General features: G+C 71.1%; 23 protein-coding genes. 11 read left to right on the forward strand and 12 right to left on the reverse strand.

Going from position 1 to position 22307, the window contains the following annotated elements; genetic code table 11:
* Window positions 1–39: 39 nt before the first annotated feature.
* The 4 genes from ltnD to otnI are packed head-to-tail and all read left to right on the forward strand — an operon-like array spanning window position 40 to window position 3775.
* Window positions 40–942 (forward strand): L-threonate dehydrogenase, encoded by a 903-nt coding sequence (ltnD, locus tag EV684_RS12865; protein WP_132647682.1) that lies wholly within the window; start codon window positions 40–42, stop codon window positions 940–942.
* The gene (gene otnK, locus EV684_RS12870; protein WP_132647683.1) at window positions 939–2213 is read left to right on the forward strand and encodes a 3-oxo-tetronate kinase; all 1275 of its coding nucleotides are present in this window, start codon (window positions 939–941) and stop codon (window positions 2211–2213) included. The genes ltnD and otnK overlap by 4 nt, the downstream gene beginning before the upstream one ends.
* A 5-nt stretch (window positions 2214–2218) precedes the next feature.
* A complete protein-coding gene (locus EV684_RS12875; RefSeq protein WP_132647684.1) occupies window positions 2219–2917 on the forward strand; it encodes a class II aldolase/adducin family protein in 699 nt (232 codons plus the stop codon).
* Window positions 2918–2974: 57 nt separating this feature from the next.
* Complete coding sequence (gene otnI, locus EV684_RS12880; RefSeq protein ID WP_132647685.1) at window positions 2975–3775, forward strand: 2-oxo-tetronate isomerase; 801 nt, start codon at window positions 2975–2977, stop codon at window positions 3773–3775.
* Window positions 3776–3815: 40 nt separating this feature from the next.
* Here the strand turns inward: otnI and EV684_RS12885 are convergent, their stop codons facing one another.
* From EV684_RS12885 to EV684_RS12905, 5 genes are all read right to left on the reverse strand, one after another.
* Complete coding sequence (locus EV684_RS12885; RefSeq protein ID WP_132647686.1) at window positions 3816–5072, reverse strand: glycerophosphodiester phosphodiesterase family protein; 1257 nt, start codon at window positions 5070–5072, stop codon at window positions 3816–3818.
* Between the two features lie 94 nt (window positions 5073–5166).
* Window positions 5167–7038 carry a DNA mismatch repair endonuclease MutL gene (gene mutL / locus EV684_RS12890; protein WP_132647687.1) on the reverse strand — a complete coding sequence of 624 codons (1872 nt, stop codon included), beginning with the start codon at window positions 7036–7038 and terminating at the stop codon, window positions 5167–5169.
* Window positions 7035–7490, reverse strand: a complete 456-nt coding sequence (locus EV684_RS12895; protein ID WP_132647688.1) for a hypothetical protein — start codon at window positions 7488–7490, stop codon at window positions 7035–7037. The genes mutL and EV684_RS12895 overlap by 4 nt, the downstream gene beginning before the upstream one ends.
* 78 nt (window positions 7491–7568) lie before the next feature.
* Window positions 7569–7928 (reverse strand): hypothetical protein, encoded by a 360-nt coding sequence (locus EV684_RS12900; protein WP_243651150.1) that lies wholly within the window; start codon window positions 7926–7928, stop codon window positions 7569–7571.
* Window positions 7919–9715 (reverse strand): ATP-binding protein, encoded by a 1797-nt coding sequence (locus EV684_RS12905; protein ID WP_132647689.1) that lies wholly within the window; start codon window positions 9713–9715, stop codon window positions 7919–7921. Before EV684_RS12905 ends, EV684_RS12900 begins: the two co-directional genes overlap by 10 nt.
* A 39-nt stretch (window positions 9716–9754) precedes the next feature.
* On the opposite strand from EV684_RS12905, the gene EV684_RS12910 reads away from it, so the two are divergent.
* Window positions 9755–10405 carry a DedA family protein gene (locus tag EV684_RS12910; protein ID WP_132647690.1) on the forward strand — a complete coding sequence of 217 codons (651 nt, stop codon included), beginning with the start codon at window positions 9755–9757 and terminating at the stop codon, window positions 10403–10405.
* An 84-nt stretch (window positions 10406–10489) separates the two neighbouring features.
* Here the strand turns inward: EV684_RS12910 and EV684_RS12915 are convergent, their stop codons facing one another.
* Both EV684_RS12915 and tsaE read right to left on the reverse strand, forming a co-directional pair.
* Window positions 10490–11836, reverse strand: a complete 1347-nt coding sequence (locus EV684_RS12915; protein WP_132647691.1) for an N-acetylmuramoyl-L-alanine amidase — start codon at window positions 11834–11836, stop codon at window positions 10490–10492.
* Window positions 11833–12363 (reverse strand): tRNA (adenosine(37)-N6)-threonylcarbamoyltransferase complex ATPase subunit type 1 TsaE, encoded by a 531-nt coding sequence (gene tsaE / locus EV684_RS12920; RefSeq protein ID WP_132647692.1) that lies wholly within the window; start codon window positions 12361–12363, stop codon window positions 11833–11835. The genes EV684_RS12915 and tsaE overlap by 4 nt, the downstream gene beginning before the upstream one ends.
* Between tsaE and queG the strand changes: the two genes are divergently transcribed.
* Entirely contained in the window at window positions 12301–13461 is a 1161-nt protein-coding gene (queG, locus tag EV684_RS12925) for a tRNA epoxyqueuosine(34) reductase QueG (RefSeq protein WP_132647693.1), read from the forward strand. The two genes, tsaE and queG, sit on opposite strands and share 63 nt — an antisense overlap.
* On the opposite strand, the gene EV684_RS12930 is transcribed toward queG, so the two are convergent.
* Window positions 13374–14276 carry an AEC family transporter gene (locus EV684_RS12930; RefSeq protein ID WP_132647694.1) on the reverse strand — a complete coding sequence of 301 codons (903 nt, stop codon included), beginning with the start codon at window positions 14274–14276 and terminating at the stop codon, window positions 13374–13376. The genes queG and EV684_RS12930 overlap by 88 nt on opposite strands.
* Window positions 14277–14358: 82 nt before the next feature.
* Between EV684_RS12930 and EV684_RS12935 the strand changes: the two genes are divergently transcribed.
* The 3 genes from EV684_RS12935 to xerD are packed head-to-tail and all read left to right on the forward strand — an operon-like array spanning window position 14359 to window position 16907.
* Window positions 14359–14949 carry a chalcone isomerase family protein gene (locus EV684_RS12935; RefSeq protein WP_132647695.1) on the forward strand — a complete coding sequence of 197 codons (591 nt, stop codon included), beginning with the start codon at window positions 14359–14361 and terminating at the stop codon, window positions 14947–14949.
* Window positions 14950–15009: 60 nt separating this feature from the next.
* Window positions 15010–15978 carry a tripartite tricarboxylate transporter substrate binding protein BugE gene (locus tag EV684_RS12940; protein ID WP_132647696.1) on the forward strand — a complete coding sequence of 323 codons (969 nt, stop codon included), beginning with the start codon at window positions 15010–15012 and terminating at the stop codon, window positions 15976–15978.
* A complete protein-coding gene (xerD, locus tag EV684_RS12945; protein WP_132647697.1) occupies window positions 15975–16907 on the forward strand; it encodes a site-specific tyrosine recombinase XerD in 933 nt (310 codons plus the stop codon). Before EV684_RS12940 ends, xerD begins: the two co-directional genes overlap by 4 nt.
* A 3-nt stretch (window positions 16908–16910) precedes the next feature.
* Here xerD and EV684_RS12950 read toward each other — a convergent pair whose 3' ends face one another.
* On the reverse strand, window positions 16911–17378 hold the full coding sequence (locus tag EV684_RS12950; protein ID WP_132647698.1) for an Lrp/AsnC family transcriptional regulator: 468 nt from the start codon (window positions 17376–17378) through the stop codon (window positions 16911–16913).
* Between the two features lie 106 nt (window positions 17379–17484).
* Between EV684_RS12950 and rocD the strand changes: the two genes are divergently transcribed.
* On the forward strand, window positions 17485–18717 hold the full coding sequence (gene rocD / locus EV684_RS12955) for an ornithine--oxo-acid transaminase (RefSeq protein ID WP_132647699.1): 1233 nt from the start codon (window positions 17485–17487) through the stop codon (window positions 18715–18717).
* Between the two features lie 91 nt (window positions 18718–18808).
* Here rocD and EV684_RS12960 read toward each other — a convergent pair whose 3' ends face one another.
* Window positions 18809–19753, reverse strand: coding sequence for a porin (locus tag EV684_RS12960; RefSeq protein WP_132647700.1), 945 nt, complete (start codon window positions 19751–19753; stop codon window positions 18809–18811).
* A gap of 196 nt (window positions 19754–19949) precedes the next feature.
* On the opposite strand from EV684_RS12960, the gene EV684_RS12965 reads away from it, so the two are divergent.
* Complete coding sequence (locus EV684_RS12965; protein ID WP_132647701.1) at window positions 19950–20549, forward strand: MarC family protein; 600 nt, start codon at window positions 19950–19952, stop codon at window positions 20547–20549.
* Between the two features lie 66 nt (window positions 20550–20615).
* Here the strand turns inward: EV684_RS12965 and EV684_RS12970 are convergent, their stop codons facing one another.
* Together EV684_RS12970 and EV684_RS12975 are read right to left on the reverse strand one after the other, a co-directional pair.
* Entirely contained in the window at window positions 20616–21125 is a 510-nt protein-coding gene (locus tag EV684_RS12970) for an amino acid ABC transporter permease (protein ID WP_243651151.1), read from the reverse strand.
* A gap of 256 nt (window positions 21126–21381) precedes the next feature.
* Window positions 21382–22239 carry a basic amino acid ABC transporter substrate-binding protein gene (locus EV684_RS12975; RefSeq protein WP_132647702.1) on the reverse strand — a complete coding sequence of 286 codons (858 nt, stop codon included), beginning with the start codon at window positions 22237–22239 and terminating at the stop codon, window positions 21382–21384.
* Between the last annotated feature and the right edge of the window lie 68 nt (window positions 22240–22307).

A 22307-nucleotide genomic window follows, 5' to 3' on the forward strand; every position in this document is an offset into this window, starting at 1 on the left:
CCTTCGTCCCCACGGACTTTCTGAACGGAATCGACTTTCATGACTACCCGCAATGTCGGCGTGATCGGCCTCGGCGCCATGGGCGTGGGCATCGCCCAGACGCTTCGCCGCAACGGTTTCAACGTGCACGTCTGCGACGTGCGTCCCGGCGTCGCCGAAGCCTTCGCCCGTGAAGGCGGCGTCGCCGGCGCCAACCCGGCGGCGCTGGCCGCGGCCTGCGACACGCTGGTGTCGGTGGTCGTCAACGCCGCGCAGACCGAGGCCGTGCTGTTCGGCGAAGGCGGTGCCGCCGCGGCGATGCGCCCGGGCTCGAGCTTCATCATGTGCTCGACGGTCGACCCCAACTGGTCGATCGCGCTCGAGGCCAAGCTCGAGGCCGCCGGCATCCACTACATCGACGCGCCGATCTCCGGCGGTGCCGCCAAGGCCGCTGCCGGCCAGATGACGATGATGACCTCGGCCCGGCCCGCGGCCTACGCCGCCGCCGGCGCCGTGCTCGACGGCATGGCCGGCAAGGTCTACCGCCTGGGCGACAAGGCCGGCGCTGGCTCCAAGGTGAAGATCATCAACCAGCTGCTGGCCGGCGTGCACATCGCCGCCGCCGCCGAGGCGATGGCGCTGGGCCTGCGCGAAGGCGTCGACGCCGCCGCGATCTACGAGGTCATCACGCACAGCGCCGGCAACAGCTGGATGTTCGAGAACCGCATGGCGCACGTGCTGGCCGGCGACTTCACGCCGCTGTCTGCCGTCGACATCTTCGTCAAGGACCTGGGCCTGGTGCTCGACACGGCGCGTGCGAGCAAGTTCCCGCTGCCGCTGGCGGCCACCGCGCACCAGATGTTCATGCAGGCTTCCACCGCCGGCTTCGCCAAGGAAGACGACAGCGCGGTGATCAAGATCTTCCCGGGCATCACGCTGCCGGCGAAGAAGGACGCGCCGTGAGCACGCGGCTCAAGCTCGGCTGCATCGCCGACGACTCGACCGGCGCCACCGACCTGGCGAACAACCTGGTGCGCGCCGGCATGCGCGTCGTGCAGACGATCGGCGTGCCGCCGGGGCCGCTGGACGCCGACGTCGACGCCGTCGTCGTGGCGCTGAAGTCGCGCACCATCGCGCCCGAGGACGCGGTGGCGCAGTCGGTCGCCGCGCTCTGCTGGCTGCAGGCGCAGGGCGCGACGCAGTTCTATTTCAAGTACTGCTCGACCTTCGACAGCACGGCGCGCGGCAACATCGGCCCGGTCACCGAGGCGCTGATGGACGCCTTGGACACGCCGTTCACGATCGCGACGCCGGCCTTCCCGGAGAACCAGCGCACGGTCTTCAAGGGCCACCTCTTCGTCGGCGACCTGCTGCTCAGCGACAGCGGCATGAAGGACCACCCGCTGACGCCGATGACCGACGCCAACCTCGTGCGCGTGCTGCAGGCGCAGTGCAAGCGCAAGGTCGGTCTGATCGACTACCAGGTCGTGGGGCAGGGCGCCGACGCGGTGCGTGCACGCATCGCCGAGCTGAAGGCCCAGGGCGTGGCGATCGCCATCGTCGACGCCGTCTCCAACGCCGACCTGCTGCGCATGGCGCCGGCGCTGGCCGAGCTGCCGCTGCTGACGGCGGGTTCGGGCGTCGCGATCGGCCTGCCGGGCAACCACGGCCTGGCGCCGTCGTCGCAGGCCGCCGAGCTGCCGGCGGCCGAAGGGCTGCAGGCCGTGGTCTCGGGCAGCTGCTCGATGGCCACCAACCGCCAGGTGCTGGACTTCATCCGCTCGGGCCGCCCGGCGCTGGCGATCGACCCGCTGCGCATCGCCGCCGGCGAGGACGTCGCCGCCCAGGCCCTGGCCTGGGCCGGCGAGCATCTGGCCCGCGGCCCGGTGCTGGTCTATTCGACCGCCGAGCCGGCCGCGGTGCGTGCCATCCAGGCCCGGCTGGGTGTCGAGCAGGCCGGCGGCCTGGTCGAGCAGACGATCGCGCGCATCGCGCAAGGCCTGGTCGAGCGCGGCGTGCGCCAGCTGGTCGTCGCCGGCGGCGAGACCTCGGGCGCCTGCGTGCAGGCGCTGGGCATCGCCCAGCTGCGCATCGGCGGCCAGATCGACCCCGGCGTGCCCTGGTGCCACGCGGTCAGCCCGGCCGCGCCCGGCGGGCTGCACCTGGCGCTGAAGTCGGGCAACTTCGGCACCGACGACTTCTTCACCAAGGCCTTCACCCGCTTGCAGGGCTGAGCACCATGGCCACGCCCTTCCTCGACGAAGACTTCGCGCGCGCCGAGATCTGCCGCGTCGGCCGCAGCCTGTTCGAGCGTGGCTACGTGCACGCCACGGCCGGCAACATCAGCGTGCGCCTGGCCGACGGCTACCTGATCACGCCGACCGACGCCTGCCTGGGAACGCTGGAGCCCGCGCGGCTGGCGCGGCTGGACGCCGAGGGCCGCCAGCTCGCCGGCGACCGCGGCAGCAAGACCATCGTGCTGCACCGGCGCATCTACGCCGCCAGCGAAACGACGGCGCAGCCGGCGCGCTGCATCATCCACACCCACAGCACGCACCTCGTCGCGTGTTCGCTGCGCGCTGCGGCCGGCAGCGTGCCGGCCGAGGGCGAGCTGCTGCCGCCGATCACGCCGTACTTCGTCATGAAGGTGGGCCGCGTGCCGCACATCGCCTACCAGCGCCCGGGTGCGCCCGAAGCCGCCGACGCGGTGGCCGAGGCCATCACGCGCTACGCCGCCGCCGGCAGGCCGATTCGCGCCGTGATGCTGGCGCGCCTGGGCCCCAACGTCTGGCACGACAGCCCGGCCGCGGCGATGGCGGTGCTGGAGGAACTCGAGGAGACCGCACGCCTGGCGCTGCTGGTGCCCGAGGCCGGCCACTGCCCGCTGGACGAGGCCCGCATCCAGACCCTGCGCGACACCTTTGGTGCCTCCTGGTGAGGCGCTCCCATTCCTGAACACCGCGGGCCGAGCCCGCATCACGACCGCGAGTCCACCATGCCCCGTTTCGCCGCCAACCTGTCGATGCTCTACAACGAGCACGACTTCCTCGACCGTTTTGCCGCCGCCGCACGCGACGGCTTCAAGGCCGTCGAGTACCTCTTTCCCTATGCGTACACGACCGAGCAGCTCGCCGCCTTGCTGAAGGCCCACGGCCTGCAGCAGGTGCTGTTCAACGCGCCTCCGGGCCACTGGGAGGCCGGTGAACGCGGCATCGCCTGCCTGCCCGGGCGCGAGGCCGAGTTCCGCGACGGCATCGCCCAGGCGCTGGCCTACGCCCGCGCGCTCGACTGCCCGCGCATCCACGTGATGGCCGGCCTGGTGCCCGCCGGCCAGACGCGCGAGTCGGTGCGTGCGACCTACGTCGCCAACGTTGCCTACGCCGCCGCCGAAGCGGCCAAGCTGGGCATCAACGTGCTGATCGAGCCGATCAACGAACGCGACATGCCGGGCTTCTTCCTGAACCGCCAGGACCAGGCGCACGCCATCGTCGCCGAGGTTGGCGCGGCCAACCTGAAGGTGCAGATGGACCTGTACCACTGCCAGATCGTCGAAGGCGACCTGGCGGCCAAGATCCGCCAGTGGCTGCCGACGGGCCAGGTCGGCCACTTCCAGATCGCCGGCGTGCCCACGCGCCACGAGCCCGACGTCGGCGAGATCCACCACCCCTACCTGTTCGCGCTGATCGACGAACTCGGCTGGGACGGCTGGATCGGCTGCGAATACCGCCCGCGCCGCGGCGCGGTGCCGGGCGGCACCTCGGACGGCCTGGGCTGGATGAAGCCTTACCTGGCCTGAAGACGGCTGCGGGCGCCGGCCGCGCCGGCGCCCGCGAGCCTCACTTCACGCAGTTGGCGTAGAAGGCCGGCGTCGCCGGCCAGTCGCTGAAGATGCCGCGGATGCCGACATCACGCGCCAGCACGTCGAGCACGACCATCATGTCGCCTTCACGCTTGATGGCGCTGTCGAAGCTCTGGTAGTAGAAGCCGTTGCCGCCGTCGGCCAGGATGCCCGAGCGCTCGAGCGTCCAGGTGATGATGTCCAGGCCGGCGGCCTTGGCGTCCTTGGCGTACTGCGAGGGCACGATGTTGCCGGCGGCGTCGGTGGCCAGCAGCGCGAAGGTCGGCGGCGCGACGATATTGATGCCCTGGGCCTTGTAGCCGGCCAGTTCGGCCGCGCTCGGCAGGTCGGCCACGGTCTCGGCGTCGTCCAGGTAGACCGCCTGGCTGCCGTAGGCGGTGTTCTTCACCCAGTACTGCACGTCGGGCAGGTAGAAGGACTGCGGGAATACACGCGCCGGCGGCACCTTGGCGGCCTTGTACTCGTCGATCATCTTCTGCGCGTAGGCTTCCTGCGTGAAGCCGTCGAAGGGCATCGCCACCGCCGGGTACTTCAGCTCCGGCGTCATCTTCACGCCCAGTTGCTTGAAGAGCTCGATGCTCTCCTTGTGCGTCATCAGCGTGCCGCTGGTCGGGCCCGAATACACGTTGGTGCGCCAGTCGGCGGTGCCGGCCATGTACTCGGCGACGTTGCGCGCCTTCGGGTTGTAGCCGTCCATCTTGCCGCGCAGCGTCTTGAACTCGGCCAGCGTCAGCTCGCTGGTGCGGCATTCGGCGCTGGCCGGCGTCAGCACGTTGCCGGCGGCGTCGAAGCTGGCCGGCACGAAGGGCTTGACGCACTTGGCCGCCAGCGGCGTGGCCAGGATGTCGGTCGTCGTGTGCAGGTCGTTCTGGGCGTGGCGGCAGACGAGCTGCTTGTCCTTGGTGAACACGACGTCGCATTCGACGATGCCCGCGCCCAGGCGCGCCGCAGCGATGTAGGACTCGCGCGTGTGCTCGGGGAACTGCAGCGCGGCGCCGCGGTGGCCGATCGCGAAGTCCTGGCGCGTGTAGGCCTTGCGGTTGGCGGCGCAGGCCTGCAGTGCGGTCTTCAGCGCACTGTCGGCCATGTCGTCGACGAGGAAGAAGGGGCGCGGGCCCAGCTGAACCGTCGCCGGGACGACGGCGGACGGTGCGGCCTGGGCGGCCAGCGTGGTGACGGCCAGCGGGACGGCGAGCGCGGCGGCGGCGAGCGCGCGGATCGGTTTCGTGTGCATCGGACTCTCTCCTGTGGTCGTGGTCGCCGGATCGGGCACCGGCGGGCGCGACGCTAGGGGCCGCGCGTGGCGGCGCCGTGACGGGCACAAGTCGTTACCGGCCGCGCAGGAAGAGGGTGTCCAGCTCTTTCATCGTCAGCTGGCGCCAGGTGGGTCGGCCGTGGTTGCAGGTGTCGGCGCGTTCGGTGGCTTCCATCTGGCGCAGCAGCGCGTCCATCTCGGGCAGCGTCAGGCGCCGGTTGGCGCGCACCGCGCCGTGGCAGGCCATCGTGGCCAGCAGTTCATCGCGCGAGCGTTCGACGCTGCGGCTGGCGCCGGTCTGCTCGAACTCGGCGAGCACCGAGCGTGCGAGCTCGGCGACGTCGGCATCGGGCAGCGCCGCCGGGCGGCTGCGCACCACGAGTGTCGACGCTGACAGCGGCGCCACGTCCAGGCCCAGCGCCAGCAGGGCCTCGCGTTCGGCCTCGGCGGTGGCGACCTCGGCGGCGGTGGCGGCGAAGCTCACCGGCAGCAGCAGCGGCTGCGCCGGCAGCGCCGCCGACGCCGCGGCCTGCTTCAGCCGTTCGTAGACGATGCGCTCGTGCGCGGCGTGCATGTCGACGACGACCAGGCCGTGCGCGTTGCGTGCCAGCACGTAGACGCCGCCAACCTGGCCGATGGCCTCGCCCAGCGGATGCGCGGCAGGTGCGGCTTCGGGCAGCGCGCCGGACGCAGGGCGTCCGACCGTCGGCGCCTCGGCCGCGGCCGGCGGCCGCAGCGCCGCCCAGGCCTGCAGCCCGCCGCTGCCGGCCGGCGTCGTGCGCGGGCCCGGGTCGCGCCAGGCAGTGGGTGCAGGCGACGGCGGCGCCACGTCGCGGGCCACCAGCGGCAGCGGCGGCTGCCAGCTCGGGCGCGGCGGTGGCGCCACGGCCGGTGCCGGCTCCGCGGCCGGCACGGCGACCGGCGGCGCGACGGGCGCCGCCGCGTTCGCCCGCGTCGCGGCGAGCGTCTCGACGACCGCGCGCTGCACCGCCTGGTGCACCGCACGCCCGTCGCGGAAACGCACCTCGATCTTCGTCGGGTGCACGTTGACGTCGACGAGTTCGGGCTCGATCTGCAGGAACAGCGCGTAGGCCGGCTGCTTGCTGCCGTGCAGCTGGTCCTCGTAGGCGGCGCGCACGGCGTGCGAGACGAGGCGGTCGCGCACGTAGCGGCCGTTGACGAACAGGTACTGCAGGTCGGTGCGGCTGCGCGCCGCCTCGGGCTGGCCGGCGCGGCCCCACAGCTGCAGCGGCCCGGCGGCGGTTTCCAGCGGCCGGCTGGTGGCGATGAAATCGCGCCCCAGCACGTCGCCCAGGCGCTGCTCGGCACCGGCGGCGCGCCACTGGGCGACGGCCCGGCCCTCGTGCCAGACGGCGAAACCGACGTCGGGCCGAGCCAGCGCGTGGCGGCGCACGGCGTCCAGCGCGTGGGCGAGTTCGGTGGCCTCGCTCTTCAGGAACTTGCGCCGCGCCGGCGTCGAGAAGAACAGCTCGTGCACCTCGACCGTCGTGCCCTGGGCACGTGCCGCCGGCTGCAGCTCGCCGCTGCGTGCGTCGACACGCCAGCCGTGCGCGGCGTCGGCGCCGCGGCTGGTGATCGCCATCTCGGAGACCGAGGCGATCGCCGCCAGCGCCTCGCCGCGGAAACCCATCGTGCGCACCGATTCGAGTTCGCCCAGCGAACCGATCTTGCTCGTCGCGTGGCGCTTGAGCGCCAGCGGCAGCTCCTCCATCGGGATGCCGCAGCCGTCGTCCTCGACGACGATGCTGCGCACGCCGCCGGCGGCCAGGCGCACGACGACGGCACGCGCGCCGGCGTCCAGCGCGTTGTCGACCAGCTCGCGCACCACCGAGGCGGGGCGCTCGACGACCTCGCCGGCGGCGATCTGGCTGACGAGTTCGTCGGGCAGTTCGCGGATCGGACGGCGTGCGGGCAGGGCGGTCATCCACGCGGATTGTAGGCAGCGGCCGTGCCGTGGCCGGCCGGGCGGCAGTCGCGGCGCAGCAGCTTCAGTGCGAGATCGGCGCGCAGCGCGTCGACACGGCTGCGTGTCGCGAACACGCGCAAGGGCCGGCCGTCGGGCGTGGTGGCGACGAGTTCGAAACGCTGCGCACCATCGGAGGCGCGCAGCTGCGCCTCGGCGTCGACCAGCGGCAGCACGAACTGTTCGTCGGCACCGAGCAGGCGGCGGCGCTCGGCGTGCAGACTGCAGTCGGGGGACAGGCGAAAGCGCCAGTCGACGTCCGACGCGCTCGCCGCGGCGGCGTCGTTGAGGGCCTGCAGCCGGCCGCGCTGGTCGAGGCGGTGCAGATCGGGAGTCGGGGCGTCGGTATCGGGGTAACCGTCGGTGCAGGCGGCCAGTGCCAGCACGGCGGCGGCCAGGGCAGGACATCGCATCGGGGTCTGCCGCGCGAGCGGCAGCAGCAGGGCGTCGGGACGGCCCCGCGCGTGCGGGGCGGCGGCGAACGGGCTGGCTCAGCCGCGCGGCGGCTTGAAGCAGGCCCGCGCCGGCGCGTCGGGGCGGCGTGCGTCGGCGGGTGTCGCCGGGCAGCGGTCCGGGCGGCCATCCGCCGGGACCCCGGCGGCATGTGCCGGCAGCGTGTCGGCCAGCGGCAGGTCGCCGCCCCAGGCCGACTGGGCCGGTGCGTCGTCCAGATGGTGGTCCTGCACCGTGCCGCCGTCGGGGACGTCGGCCGGCGCAGCAAGCGGTGTGCCCTCGGCGGTCCAGGCCGCGGCGACGGCATCGCCCTGCGTGGCGGCGCCGGCCCAGGCCAGCGTCAGCACCAGCAGCAGGCCCAGCAGCCGCCGCAACAGCGGCTCGTGTGTCACAGCCACTGCGTCAGCAGCGCGCGCAGCTGCTCGCGCGTGTAGGGCTTGGACAGGTGGCCGTCCATGCCCGCGGCGAGCGACTGTGCGGCGTCCTCGTCGAAGGCGTTGGCCGTCAGTGCGACGATCGGCACGCGAGCCAGGCGCAGCCGCGCTTCGCGATCACGCATGAGCTGCGTCGCCGCGTAGCCGTCGAGCACCGGCATCTGGATGTCCATCAGCACCAGGTCGAAGTGCTGATGGTCGATGATGGCCAGCGCCTGCTGGCCGTCTTCGGCCTCGACGACGATCAGCCCGAAGGACTTCAGCATCTCCGCGGCGATGAGCCGGTTGACCGGGTTGTCTTCGACCAGCAGCACGCGCCCGGCGAGTGCCGGCGCCGGCGCCAGCGGCATCAGCCCCGAGTCCGGGGGGGGCGCGCTCAGCAGGCCGGGGTCCGGCCCCGGCGGCAGCGCCAGCGTGAACGAGAAGCACGATCCGCGGCCCTCGGTGCTGGCCACCGAGATGCGGCCGCCCATCTCGCCGACGATGCGCTGGCTGATCGACAGCCCCAGCCCGGTGCCGCCGTGGCTGCGGCTGCGTGTCGCGTCGACCTGCGAGAAGGGCTGGAAGAGCTTGGGCACGGCCTGCACCGGGATGCCGATGCCGGTGTCGGCGACCTCGAAATGCACGCCACAGAATCCGGGCGGCGCCGGCGCCCGTGACAGGCGCAGCGTCACGCCGCCGCGTTCGGTGAACTTGATGCCGTTGCCCACCAGGTTCAGCAGGACCTGCTTGAGCCGCGAGGCGTCGCCGATCACGGCGTCGGGCACCTCGGGATGGATCTGCAGGTCGACCTTCAGCCGGCGCTGTTCGGCGGTGGAGCGCAGCAGCGCCGCGGCCGAGGCGGCCACCGCATGCACCGACATCGGCGCCGGGTCGAGCTTGAGCTTGCCGGACTCGATCGTCGAGTGGTCGAGCACGTCGTCGATGATGCACAGCAGCGACTCGCCCGAGGCCACCGCGGTGCGCACCAGCGAGCGCTGGCGCTTGTCCAGCGGCGTGTCGCGCATCAGGTCCAGCGCGCCGAGAATGCCGTTCATCGGCGTGCGCATCTCGTGGCTCATCGTCGCCAGGAACTGCGACTTGGCGATGCTGGCGGCGTCGGCCGCCTGCTTGGCGCGCTGCAGCGACAGGTTCACGGCCTCGGCCTCGAGGCTGCGGCGAAGCGACTCGGTGATCGTCGTGCGCATCTCGCGCGCCGCGTTCAGCATCGCGATGCCGTACAGCGGCGCGATGACCGCCAGCGCGACCGAGCGCACCTGCGCGAGCGTCAGGCTGGCGACGACGATGGCGCCGACCTGCAGCACCGTCAGCCAGGCGAACGAACGCCCCGCCATCGCCATGAACTGCGCCGAGTAGGCGATCGAGCCGCAGACCATGACGAGGTACAGCGTGCGCGCCGACTCGTCCAGGGCCGGATAGACGGCGAAGGTGCAGACGGCCCACATCAGGCCCACGGCGACGGCGGTGGCGTCGAGCCAGCGCTCGACACGCACCATGTCGGCCTCGCTCTCGGGAGGCGCCGCGGTGTGGCGGCGCGCCAGATGGCGGCGCATCAGCGCCGCGGTGCCACCGACCGCGGCTGCCGCGGCGCCGGCCAGGGGCCGCTCGGACAGCCAGCCGAGCACGGCGACGAACGCCATGGCCACCAGCAGCATCCAGACGCTGCGCGTGGCATTGCTCAAGGCCGTGTGCAGCAGCCTGCGGCGAACGGCGCTGTCGATGTCCGTCGACGGCTGATCTTCGGTTCCCATTCGCCCGTGAGGATAACCAGCGGTCGATAATCCGGTGCCATGGAAGTTGTGCATTGGTTGGTCGACTTCGTTCTTCATGTCGATCTGCATCTCGCGGCGTTCGTCCAGGACTACGGTACCTGGGTCTACGCGCTCCTGTTTGCGGTGATCTTCGTGGAGACCGGCGTCGTCGTGATGCCGTTCCTTCCCGGCGACTCGCTGCTGTTCGTCGTCGGCGCCCTCTGTGGCGTGGGGCTGATGAGCCTGCCGCTGGCGATGGTGCTGCTGATCGCTGCGGCCGTGCTGGGCAACCAGTGCAACTACACGATCGGACGCAGCGTCGGGCCACGGGTGTTCCGCTGGAACCAGTCGAGATTCTTCAATCGGAATGCTTTCGACCGCACCCACGCGTTTTACGAACGTTACGGCGGGTTTACGTTGATCGCCGGGCGTTTCATGCCTTTCGTGCGCACTTTCGCGCCTTTTGTCGCCGGCGTCGCGCAGATGACACGCAGCCGGTTCACGCTGTTCGACGTCAGCGGCGCGGTGCTGTGGGTCGGGGGGCTGACGACGGCGGGTTACCTGTTCGGCAACCTGCCCTGGGTGAAGGAGAACCTCAGCACGATCATCTGGGCGATGATCCTCGTGCCTGGGCTGTTCGTGCTCTACGGCGCCTGGAAGGCGCGGCACGCAGCCCCTGAGGCCGCCTGAACGGCCCGCGTCAGCCCTCGCGCGTGAAATCGCGCTCGGGCCTTCGGCAGGCGTGCAGGGCCTTCCGGCCCTGCACGTCCGGCCTCAGAGCGAACGCTGGCGCGCCAGCGGCGGGTTCTTCGCGAAGTAGCGCCGGATGCCGGTGGCCAGCGCGTCGACCAGACGCGCGCGGTAGTCGGGGTCGCGCAACTGGCCTTCCTCCTCGGGGTTCGAGATGAACGCCGTCTCGACGAGGATCGACGGGATGTCGGGGGCCTTGAGCACCGCGAAGCCCGCCTGCTCGACGTCCTTCTTGTGCAGCCGGCCGACGCGGTCCAGCCGCGACAGCACCTCGCGGCCGAGCTTGACGCTGTCCTTGATCTGCGCCGTCGTGCTCATGTCCAGCAGCGCCTGGCGCACCTGGGCGTCGCGCACGGTGGCGACGTTGACGCCGCCGACGCGGTCGGCCGCGTTCTCGCGCTGCGCCATCCAGCGCGCCGCGGCGCTGGAAGCGCCCTTGGTCGACAGCGCGAAGACGCTGGCGCCGCGTGCCTCGGGGCGCATGAAGGCGTCGGCGTGGATCGAGACGAACAGGTCGGCCTGCACGCGCCGTGCCTTGCGCACGCGCTCGTGCAGCGGCACGAAGAAGTCGGCGTCGCGCGTCATCATCACGCGCATCCCGGGCGCGGCGTTGAGCTTTTCGCGCAAGGCCAGGCCGACGGCGAGCACGACGTCCTTCTCGCGCAGCCCGGTCGGGCCGATCGCACCCGGGTCCTCGCCGCCGTGGCCGGGGTCCAGCGCGACGATGATCAGGCGGTCGACGCGGCGGCGCTCGGCGTCGGTGGGCGGCGCCTCCTTCTCCGGCGCCGGCGTCTGCAGCGGCGGCACCGGGGCCGGCGGCCGGCTCGGCGTCGGCTGCGGCAGGCCGGGTCTGTCGACGCGTGCGATCAGCTCGCCGAGCGCGTCCTCCACCGCCTTGGCGGCCTCGCGCTCGGCGGACTCCTTCTCGCGGATCAGCGCCAGCAGCGGGTCGGTCTCGGCCCGGGGGTAGAGGTCGAAGACCAGCCGGTGCTGGTAGGCGGCCACCGGCGCGAGCGTGAACTGCTGCGGCGCCACCGTCTGCTTCAGGTCGAGCACCAGGCGCACGACACGTGCCTGGAACTGGCCCACGCGCACGCCCGCGATGTACGGGTCGTCGGGGCGGATCTTGCCGACGATGTCGCGCAGCAGCGGGCTGAGTTCCAGCCCTTCGAGGTCGATGACCAGGCGTTCCGGCGTCTCGGTGATGAAGTGGCGTGCCACCAGCGCGCCGTCGGACTCGATCGTCAGCCGCGTGTAGTCGGCCGCCGGCCAGACCCGCACCGCGACGATGCCGGCGCCCCAGGCGATCTGCGGTGCCGCCAGCAGCAGCACGAGCTGCCCGGCGCCGGCGACCAGCTGGCGGCGCCTCATGCGAGCAGCGCGCGCCCGCGCGCGGTGCAGGCCTCGACCGTGACGAGGCGGCGTTCGTCGTCCTGCGGCGCGATCGCCAGCCGCAGGTCGGGCGGCGGCAGCACCGCACGCGCCTTGTCGGGCCATTCGGCGATCTTCAGCCCGGGGCGCGCGAAGACCTCGCGAAAGCCCGCATCCTCCCACTCGCGCGGGTCGTCGAAGCGGTAGAAGTCGAAGTGCGATACCGCCAGCCCGTCCGGCAGCGCATAGGGTTCGACCACGGCGTAGGTCGGGCTCTTGATGCGCCCGGCGACGCCGAGCGCACGCAGCAGGTGGCGCACGAACGTGGTCTTGCCCGCGCCGAGCGGGCCGTCGAGTTCGAGGTAGGCGTCGCGGAGTTCGGGCCGGGCGGCGAGTGCCGCGGCCCACGCGGCACAGCCGGCCTCGTCGGGCCAGGTGACGAGGCGGCTCTCTAGAATCGTCGGATGCGAACCGAACGACACGTCGACGGGCCCTCCGTGCTCGCACGACTGCGGATCTGGGCGCATGAGGCGGGATTCTCCCAGATCGGCGTGGCCGACATCGACCTGACCTCGGCCGAGCCGGGCCTGCTGGCCTGGCTGGCCGCCGGTTTCCACGGTTCGATGGCCTACATGGCCGCGCACGGCCTGAAGCGTGCACGCCCGGCCGAACTGGTGCCGGGCACGGTGCGCGTGATCACCGCGCGCATGGACTACCTGCCGCGCGGCCTGGCCGACGACTGGCGCGACGCCGAACAGCGCCGCCTGGCGACGGCGGGCGAGGCGGTGATCTCGGTCTACGCCCGCGGCCGCGACTATCACAAGGTGCTGCGCACCCGGCTGCAGCGCCTGGCCGACCGGCTGTCGGCCGAGATCGGGCCCTTTGGCCACCGTGTCTTCGTCGACTCGGCTCCGGTGCTGGAAGTCGAGCTCGCGTCGCGCAGCGGCATCGGCTGGCGCGGCAAACACACGCTGACCCTGTCGCGCGAGGCCGGCTCCACCTTCTTCCTCGGCGAGATCTACGTCGACCTGGCGCTGCCGGTCACCGCGCCCGAGGCACCGCACTGCGGGAACTGCACGGCCTGCGTGGACGCCTGCCCGACGCGGGCCATCGTCGCGCCTTACCGCGTCGACGCGCGGCGCTGCATCAGCTACCTGACGATCGAGACCGACGAGCCGATTCCCGTCGAACTGCGGCCGGCGCTCGGCCAGCGTGTCTACGGCTGCGACGACTGCCAGACCGCCTGCCCCTGGAACAAGTACGCGCGCCGCGCGGAGCTTGCGGACTTCGACTGGCGCGCCGACCTCGCGGCACCGTCGCTGCTGGCGCTCTGGTCCTGGAGCGAAGCCGAGTTCCTGAAACGCACCGAAGGCAGCCCGATCCGCCGCATCGGCTGGCAACGCTGGCGGCGCAACCTGGCCGTCGCCGCCGGCAACAGCCTGCGCGCCGCCGACGACCCGGCACTCGCCGCGGCGCTGGCCGCCGGGCGAGACGCTGCCGGCGACGTGGCGGCCGAACACGTCGACTGGGCGCTGGCTCAGCGCAGCGCGGCCAGCGCCGCCAGCGCCAGCGGCAGCCCGGCCATCGCGACCAGCGTCGACAGCGTCACCAGGCCGGCGACGTAGCCGCCGTGCCCGCCCATGCGCGTCGCCAGCACGTAGGCGCTGGACGCGGTGGGCAGCGCGGCGAACGCGACCACCGTCGCCTGCTGGCCCGGTGGCAGGTCCAGCGTGATGACGATCGCCAGCGCCAGCGCCGGCAGCGCCAGGTGGCGGATCGCCAACAGCGCGGCGGCGAGTTTCGGTCCTTCGCGCAAGGCCCCGAACTGCAGCCCGGCGCCGACGGCCATCAGCCCGATTGGCACCGCGGCCGAGCCGACACGGCCCAGCGCGCCGGACAGCAGCTCGGGCAGCCTGAGCCCGAGCAGGTTGAACACCAGCCCCGAGGCGGTGGCCAGGATCAGCGGGTTGCGCACGAGCTCACGCGTGTAGCCGTGGCCGCCGTGGCGCGCCAGCGGCCAGACCGCGGCGATGTTGCACAGCGGCACGCACAGCGACACCAGCAGCGCCGTCCACGCCACGCCGTCGGCACCGGCAATGCGCGCCGCCACCGCCAGGCCGACGTAGGAATTGAAGCGGAACGCCGTCTGCGCGCCCGAGGCGTGCAGCCGCGCGTCGACGCCCGGCGCGTGCGCCAGCGCGTAGGCCAGCATGATGCCGGCGGCCACGATGGCCAGGCCGCTGCCGGCCAGCGGCAGCATCGCCCCCAGCGACAGCGGCTCGCGCACGATGCTGCCGAACAGCAGCGCCGGGAACAGCACGTAGTAGACGAGGCGCTCGGCACCGTCCCAGACACCGCGCCCGAGCGGCGTGTGGCGGCAGATCAGATAGCCGGCGACGATGAGCAGGAAGTCGGGGGCAAGCAGCAGCAGGTCGGGCATCGCGCGCAGTGTGCCAGCGCCCCGGTCGGCGGCGGGACTTGGCGGTGCGTTGTACAACGGGGCGATGATCCTCGAGACGACGATGAACCCAAGACGCCGCCTTCTGCTGGCCGCCGCCGGCAGCCTGTTGATCGTGCGCCCGGCCGCGGCGCAGATGACGATCGCCGGCCAGACCTTCCCGGCGACGATGCGCGTCGGCGGGGCCGACCTCTTGCTCAACGGCGTCGGCACCCGTTCGGTGGCCTGGATCGACGGCTACGCCGCGGCGCTCTACCTGAGCCGGCGTGCGAGCACGGTGCCCCAGGTGCTGGCCACGCCGGGCGCCAAGCGCATCCAGCTGCGCATGCTGCAGACCGCGCCGGCCAAGGAGTTCGTCAAGGCCATCGACAAGGGCTTCCGGCGCAACACGCCGCAGGCCGAGCAGCCGGCGCTGGCGCAGCGCCAGGCCGCCTTCGACGCCCAGGTGATGGCGGCCGGCCAGGTGAAGAAGGGCGACGTCGTGAACCTGGACTACCTGCCCGGGCGCGGCCTCGTGTTCTCGATGAACGGCAAACCCGGCGGCGCCGACCTGCCCGGCGAGGACCTGTACGCGGCGGTGTTGCGCATCTTTCTCGGTGTTCGCCCCGTGGACGAGCGCCTGAAGGCCGGATTGCTCGGACAGCCGCCGCGTTGATCACCCACAATCGGCCGCAGACCCCGTTCCCCACCCACCCCACGAATGGAGACTGCCCGAATGAAGAGAAGAACGCTGTCCGCGCTGTTCCTGGCCTGCCTGGCCGCACCGCTGGCCGCCTGGGCCCAGGGGTACCCCACCAAGACGGTGAAGCTGGTCGTGCCCTTCGCGCCCGGCGGCACGACGGACATCATCGCGCGCACCGTGGCCGACAAGATCACGCCGGCGCTGGGCCAGACCATGGTCGTGGAGAACAAGGCCGGCGGCGGCGGCATCATCGGTGCCAACGACACCGCCAAGACCGCACCCGACGGCTATTCGCTCGGTGTCGCGACGGTGTCGACCGTGGCCTCGAACCCGGCGATCAACCCGAAGGTGCCCTACAACCCGCTGACGGACTTCACGCCGATCATCAACATCGCGGCCACGCCCAACGTCATCGTCGTGCACCCGAGCTTCCCGGCGCGCGACTACCCGGGCTTCATGGCCGAGATCAAGAAGAACCCGGGCAAGTACAGCTATGCCAGCTCGGGCACCGGCGGCATCGGCCACATGCAGACCGAGCTCTTCAAGAGCCTGGCCGGCGTCTTCATCACCCACATTCCGTACCGCGGCGCCGGCCCGGCGCTCAACGACACGGTGGCCGGGCAGGTGCAGATCATGTTCGACAACCTGCCGTCGGCGCTGCCCTTCATCAAGGACGGCCGGCTGATCGCCATCGTCGTCGCGGCGCCGCAGCGCCTGACCGTGCTGCCCAACGTGCCGACCTTCAAGGAGGTGGGCCTGGAGCCGGTGAACCGCATGGCCTTCTACGGCGTCTACGGGCCGAAGAACCTGCCCAAGGAAGTCGTCGACAAGATCCACGCTGCGGTCAAGACGACCGTGATGCTGCCCGAGGTGAAGAAGCGCATCGAGGACACCGGCTCGCTGATCGTCGCCAACAGCCCGAAGGAGTTCGGCGAGCAGATCAAGTCGGAGTACGAGGTCTACAAGAAGGTCGTGCAGTCGGCCAAGCTGTCGCTGGAGTGAGCGCCGAGCCCGTCGACGCGCCGGCCGGTGCCGAGGCGGCCGCCAGCGCCGCCTCGATCGACCGTTTCGTCGACGCGCTGTGGATCGAGGACGGGCTGGCGCCGCTGACGCTGGCCGCCTACCGCCGCGACCTGATGCTGTACGCCGGCTGGCTGGCGCGCCGCCACGGCAAACGCCTGGACGACAGCCGCGAGGCCGACCTGCTGGCCTACGCCGCCGAACACCACGCGGCGACACGTGCGACGACGGCCAACCGCCGGCTCACCGTCTTCAAGCGCTATTTCCGCTGGGCGCTGCGCGAGCACCTCGTGGCGGCCGACCCGACGCTGCGCCTGCAGTCGGCGCGCCAGCCGCTGCGTGTGCCCAAGAGCCTCAGCGAGCGCCAGGTCGAGGCGCTGCTGGCCGCGCCCGACACCGACACCGCGCTGGGCCTGCGCGACCGCGCGATGCTCGAGCTGATGTACGCCAGCGGGCTGCGCGTCAGCGAGCTCGTCGGCCTGAAGAGCGTGCACCTGGGGCTGGCCGAAGGCGTGCTGCGTGTCGTCGGCAAGGGCTCCAAGGAGCGCATCGTGCCGTTCGGCGAGGAGGCGCACGGCTGGCTCGTGCGTTACCTCGGCGAGGCGCGCGCGGCGATCCTCGGCGGCCAGGCCAGCGACGCGCTCTTCGTCACCGCGCGTGGCGGTGCGATGACGCGCCAGGCCTTCTGGCTGCTGGTCAAGAAGTACACACGCGACGCCGGGATCCTGGCGCCGCTGTCGCCGCACACGCTGCGCCACGCCTTCGCGACCCATCTGCTGAACCACGGCGCCGACCTGCGTGCGGTGCAGATGCTGCTGGGCCACGCCGACATCGGGACGACGACGATCTACACCCACGTCGCGCGCGAGCGGCTGCGCCAGCTGCACGCCCGCCACCACCCGCGCGCCTGAGCCTCAGCCGTCGGTCGGCAGCGGCGCCTGCGGCTTGATCTCCTCCAGGCAGATCATCGAACGCACGTCGTCGACGCCGGGGATCTGCATCAGCCGGTCGGTCAGGAACTGCGACAGCGCCTTCAGGTCGCGCGCGACGACCTTCAGCAGGTAGTCGCAGTCGCCGCTGACGGTGTGGCATTCGAGGATCTGCGGGAAGTCGCGGATGCGGGCCTCGATGTCGCGCACGCGGTCGAAGGCGCCGCCGTGGATGTTCAGGCTGACGAAGGCGGTGACGCCGTAGCCCAGCGCGGCAGCGTCCACACGCGCACCGTAGCCGCGCAGCACGCCGCGTTCCTCCAGCGCGCGCGTGCGCCGCAGGCACTGCGGCGCCGACAGGTGCACACGCGTGGCGAGTTCGACGTTGGAGATGCGGCCGTCGCGCTGCAATTCGGCGACGATCTTGCGGTCGATGGCGTCAAGATCGTTCACGGCTGCTCCTCTTCGGCGTTTTGGAGAAAGAATATTGCACCAGAACGGCAGAAGCGCGCAGTATCTGGAAAGCACATTTCCTTCCCGCTTGGGCACAGTGGGGGGCATGAACGACCGTCTGCACCCCACCGCGACCCGGCCTTCGCCGATCGACCTCGAGGCGCGTTACGGCGCGCACAACTACCACCCGCTGCCGGTCGTGCTGACGCGCGGCGAGGGCGTCTGGCTGCGCGACACCGAGGGCCGGCGCTACCTGGACATGATGAGCGCGTACTCGGCGGTCAGCTTCGGCCACGGCCACCCGGTGCTGGTGGCCGCGCTCACCGAACAGGCGGCGCGGCTGGCCGTGACCTCGCGTGCCTTCCACAGCGACCGGCTGGGTGCCTTCCTGGAACGCCTGTGCACGCTGACCGGCATGGACCGCGCGCTGCCGATGAACAGCGGCGCCGAGGCCGTCGAGACGGCGCTGAAGGCGGCACGCAAGTGGGGCTACAAAGTCAAGGGCATCCCGGAGGGCCAGGCGCGCATCGTCGTCGCCGCCGGCAACTTCGCCGGCCGTACGACGACCATCGTCGGCTTCTCCAGCGAAGCCCAGTACCGCGATGGCTTCGGCCCGTTCGCGCCCGGTTTCGACAGCGTGCCCTTCGGCGACGTCGTGGCGCTGGAGGCGGCGGTCGGCGAACACACCTGCGCCGTGCTGCTCGAGCCGATCCAGGGCGAGGCCGGCATCGTCGTGCCGCCGCCGGGTTATCTGCGCGCCGCGCGCGAGCTCTGCACACGCCGCAAGGTGCTGCTGATCTGCGACGAGATCCAGACCGGGCTGGGCCGCACCGGCCGGCGCCTGGCGGTCGACCACGAGGACGTCGTGCCCGACGGCCTGACGCTGGGCAAGGCGCTCGGCGGCGGCCTGCTGCCGGTCAGCGCCTTCCTGGCGCGCGAGGACGTGATGGCGCAGTTCACGCCGGGTGACCACGGCAGCACCTTCGGCGGCAACCCGCTGGCCGCGGCGGTCGGCCTGGCGGCGCTGGACGTGCTGGAGCGAGAACGACTCGCCGAACGTGCTGCGGCGATGGGCCGGCGCCTGATCGGCGCACTCGAGGACCTGGACCATCCGGCCGTCCACGAGGTTCGTGGCCGCGGGCTGCTGGTGGGCGTCGAACTCGCGCCCGACTTCGCGCCGGCACGTGCCGTCTGCGAGGCGCTGATGGCCGAGGGCGTGCTGACCAAGGACACCCACGGCAGCGTCGTGCGGCTGGCGCCGCCGCTGGTCGTCGACGGGCCGCAGATCGACTTCGCCGTCGCCGCGTTCGCACGCGCGCTGAAGGCCTGCGGCGGCTGAGCCCACCGACCGCCCGCTGCGGCGCCACGCCGCGAGCGGGCAAAAAAAAGCCGGTCTTGCGACCGGCTTTTGACTGACGGTTGGAAACCGATCAGAAGTTGTGGCGCACGCCGACGGCGAAGGAGCTCGGGTCCTTGCCGAAGTCGACGGCGTTGTAGGCGGCGTTGCCGTCGTTCTTGATGGCCGTGTAGAAGGCGTAGACCTTGGTGCGCTTCGACAGGTTGTAGTTGTAGGCCAGCGTGTATTGCACGGCGGCGCTGTCGCTCGCGTCGTCCCAGTCATCGGCCCAGCCGACGTTGACGTGGAACTCGCTGGCACCCATCGTGTACTGCAGCGAACCACGGACGGAGTTGCGCTTGCCGAGGTCGACGCTGTCGGCCAGTTGGTAGTAGCCGCCGAAGGTGAACGCGCCCATTTCGTACAGGGCACGCAGCGCGACCTGCTTGTCGCCCGGGTCGTTCTCGTCGTAGCCGGCGCCCAGGTGCAGCGCACCGGCGTCGTAGTTGACGGCGGCTTGCCAGGACTTGGCGCCGTCGTTGCCTTCGCCAGCGGACGTGGCGAACTCGGCGCTCAGGCCGTTGAACGTCGGGGTCAGGTAGGCGACCGTGTTCTTCGGCGAGCTGGCGGCGACGTAGAGCTTGTCTTCCGACGTGCCGGTGTCGTGGTTGTGCAGGCTGACGTAGTCGGCCGTGGCGTAGTACGCCGGGCTCGTGATGCGGCCGGCGCGGATCGTGCCGTAGTTGGTCTGCAGGCCGACGAAGGCGTCACCGGCCCAGAAGTCGCCGGTCGTCGTGCCGGTGTCGCTGTTGAAGCGGTGTTCCAGCATGAACAGGGCCTTCAGGCCGCCGCCCAGATCTTCCGTGCCCTTGAAGCCCAGACGCGAGGCGTTGTTCTGCAGAACGGCCTTGGCATCGGTCGAGTCGATGTTCTTCTGGTATTCGACCGAGGTATTCAGGCGGCCGTAGATCGTGACATTGCTTTGCGCGAACGCGGCCGTCGAGGCCAGGCACGCGAGAGCGATCAGGGTGCGCTTCATAGTCGTTTCGTCCTTTACGTTAGACCCGGGAGATCTTCGTGAAGTCTGCCTCCAGGGTTCGCCGCAAGTCTACGGCCGGGCCCCGGGCAAACCCGGTACAGCCCTGTCATATGGCGGCTTCGTGACGGTCATCTGAGGCTTCCACGCAACAAGGCGCCGTCATGGGGCCGCCTGCGCCGGCGGCGACAATGACGCCATGGATCATGACTTTCTCTCTGCTTTTGTCCTCTTGCTGCTGGTGCTCGACCCCTTCGGCAGCCTGCCGATCTTCATCTCCGTGCTGCGCGGCGTCGAGCCCGAACGCCGCCGCCGTGTCGCCATCCGCGAAGCGACGATCGCCTTTCTTGTCCTGGCCGCCTTCATGGTCGGCGGGCAGGCCTTCCTGTCGCTGATGCGCCTGTCCGAGCGTTCGCTCGAAGTCGCCGGTGGTGTCATCCTGCTGATCATCGCCGTGCGCATGATCTTCGCCACCGGCGGCGAGGTCTACGCTTCCGACGGCCGGGGCCGCGAACCGTTCATCTTTCCGCTTGCCGTGCCGCTGCTGGCCGGCCCCTCGGCGATGGCCACCGTTCTGCTGCTGGCCTCGCGCCAGCCGGACAACATGGCGCAGTGGTTCGGTGCGCTGACCGCGGCGATGCTGGTCTCGGGCATCGTGCTGCTGGCCGCCGACCGCATCCGCAACCTGCTCGGCTCGTCGATGGTCGCGGCGGTCGAGAAGCTGATGGGCCTGGTGCTGACCGCGGTGGCGATCGAGATGATCCTCGCCGGCCTGAAGCGTTACTTCTTCGACAACTGAGCCGCGCGGGGCATGAAAAAGGCCGGCGGCCCGCGAGGGCGGCCGGCCTGCAAGCCGTCAGGCGCTTCAGCGTCCGCGCAGATGCGCCGGCGCCTCCAGGCGCTTGGCCAGCAGCGACAGCGTCAGCGTCAGCACCAGGTACATCGCGGAGATCGCGAGGTACGGTTCCCAGTAGCGCGAGTACGCGCCGGCCACCGTGCGTGCCGCCAGGGCTAGTTCGGCCAGGCCGATCGCCGAGACGAGCGACGAGTCCTTGATCAGCGTGACGCCTTCGTTCACCAGTGCCGGCACCATGCGCCGGAAAGCCTGCGGCAGCACCACGTAGCGCATCGCCTGCGCATGCGTGAGGCCGACGCTGTAGGCGGCCTGGGTCTGCCCGCGGTGGATCGACAGGATCCCGGCGCGGAAGATCTCGCTGATGTAGGCGCCCGCATTCAGGCTCAGCGCGACACAGCCCGACAGGAAGGCGCCGTGCTCCTGGCGGAACAGGCGTGCCGTCTCGCCCGAGATCAGCAGGCCGTGGTCCGGATGCACCAGCGCCGGCATCAGCGCGAAGTGCACCAGCAGGATCTGCACGAACAGCGGCGTGCCGCGGAAGAAGGTGACGTAGGCGATCGTGATCCCGCGGGCCAGGCGCAGCAGCAGGGCCAGCGGGGGGGGATTTCGGCTGGGGTGCGTCGGCTGAACTGCTCACGAGCCCGAACAGCACCCCCAGGATCAACCCGGCGCCGATGGCGACCAGCGTGAGCTTGACCGTCATCAGCAGGCCGCTGGCGAACAGCGGCCCATAGCCGGCGAGGATCTCCCAACGAAGATCCATCGCCGAACCGGGTTAGTTCGAGGCGGCGGAGGCCGGCGCTTCAGCCTTGGCCGGCGCCGCGCCGAAGTACTTCGCGTAGATCTGATCGTAGGTGCCGTCGGCCTTGATGCCGGCCAGGCCCTGGTTGATCTTCTCCAGGACCGCCGCGTTGCCCTTCTTGACGGCGATGCCGTACTGCTCGGGGGCGAACTCGGTGTCGCTGATCGTCTTGAACTTCGACTCGGGGTTGTTCGCGACGTGGTGGATCACGACGCCGTTGTCGGCGACGACCGCGTCGACACCGCCGGCCTCGAGTTCCTTGAGCGCCAGCGGGGTGGACTCGAAGCGCTTGATGTTGGTGTTCGTCTTGCCCAGCAGCTTGGTGACGGCCTCGTCGCCGGTGGTGCCGGTCTGCACGCCCACCTTCAGCTTCTTCAGGTCGGCGAACTTCGCGACCTTGCTGTTGTCGCGCACGGCGATCAGCTGGGCGGCGTCGAAGTAGGCGTCGCTGAAGTCCAGCGTCTGCTTGCGCTCGTCGGTGATCGTCACCGCCGAGATGACGATGTCGCGGTCACCCTGGCCCAGCGAGTTGAAGATGCCTTCCCAGGGGGTGTTGATCAGCTTGACCTCGAAGCCCGCCTTGGCCGCGATGGCCTTGATGACGTCGATGTCGAAGCCGACGATCTCGCCCTTCTCGTCCTGGCTCTCGAACGGAGCGTAGGCGGCGTCGGTACCGACGGCGTAGACGGTGGGCGCCGGGGCCGGGGCCGGCGCCGAGGCGGCCTGCTCCACCGGAGCCGGTTCCTCCTTCTTGCCGCAGGCGGCGAGCACGATGCCGGCCGCGAGAACCGCGGCCGTCTGCAGGAAGCGACGGGTCGTAATCTGGGTCATGGGGTTGGGACAGGAAGGGTTGAGGCCCGCGCAGTGTACTCGTGGCCCCGCTGCTTTTTGCAGCACGA

It is taken from the genome of Rubrivivax gelatinosus (assembly GCF_004340905.1).
GTDB classification, from domain to species: Bacteria; Pseudomonadota; Gammaproteobacteria; order Burkholderiales; family Burkholderiaceae_C; genus Rubrivivax; species Rubrivivax gelatinosus.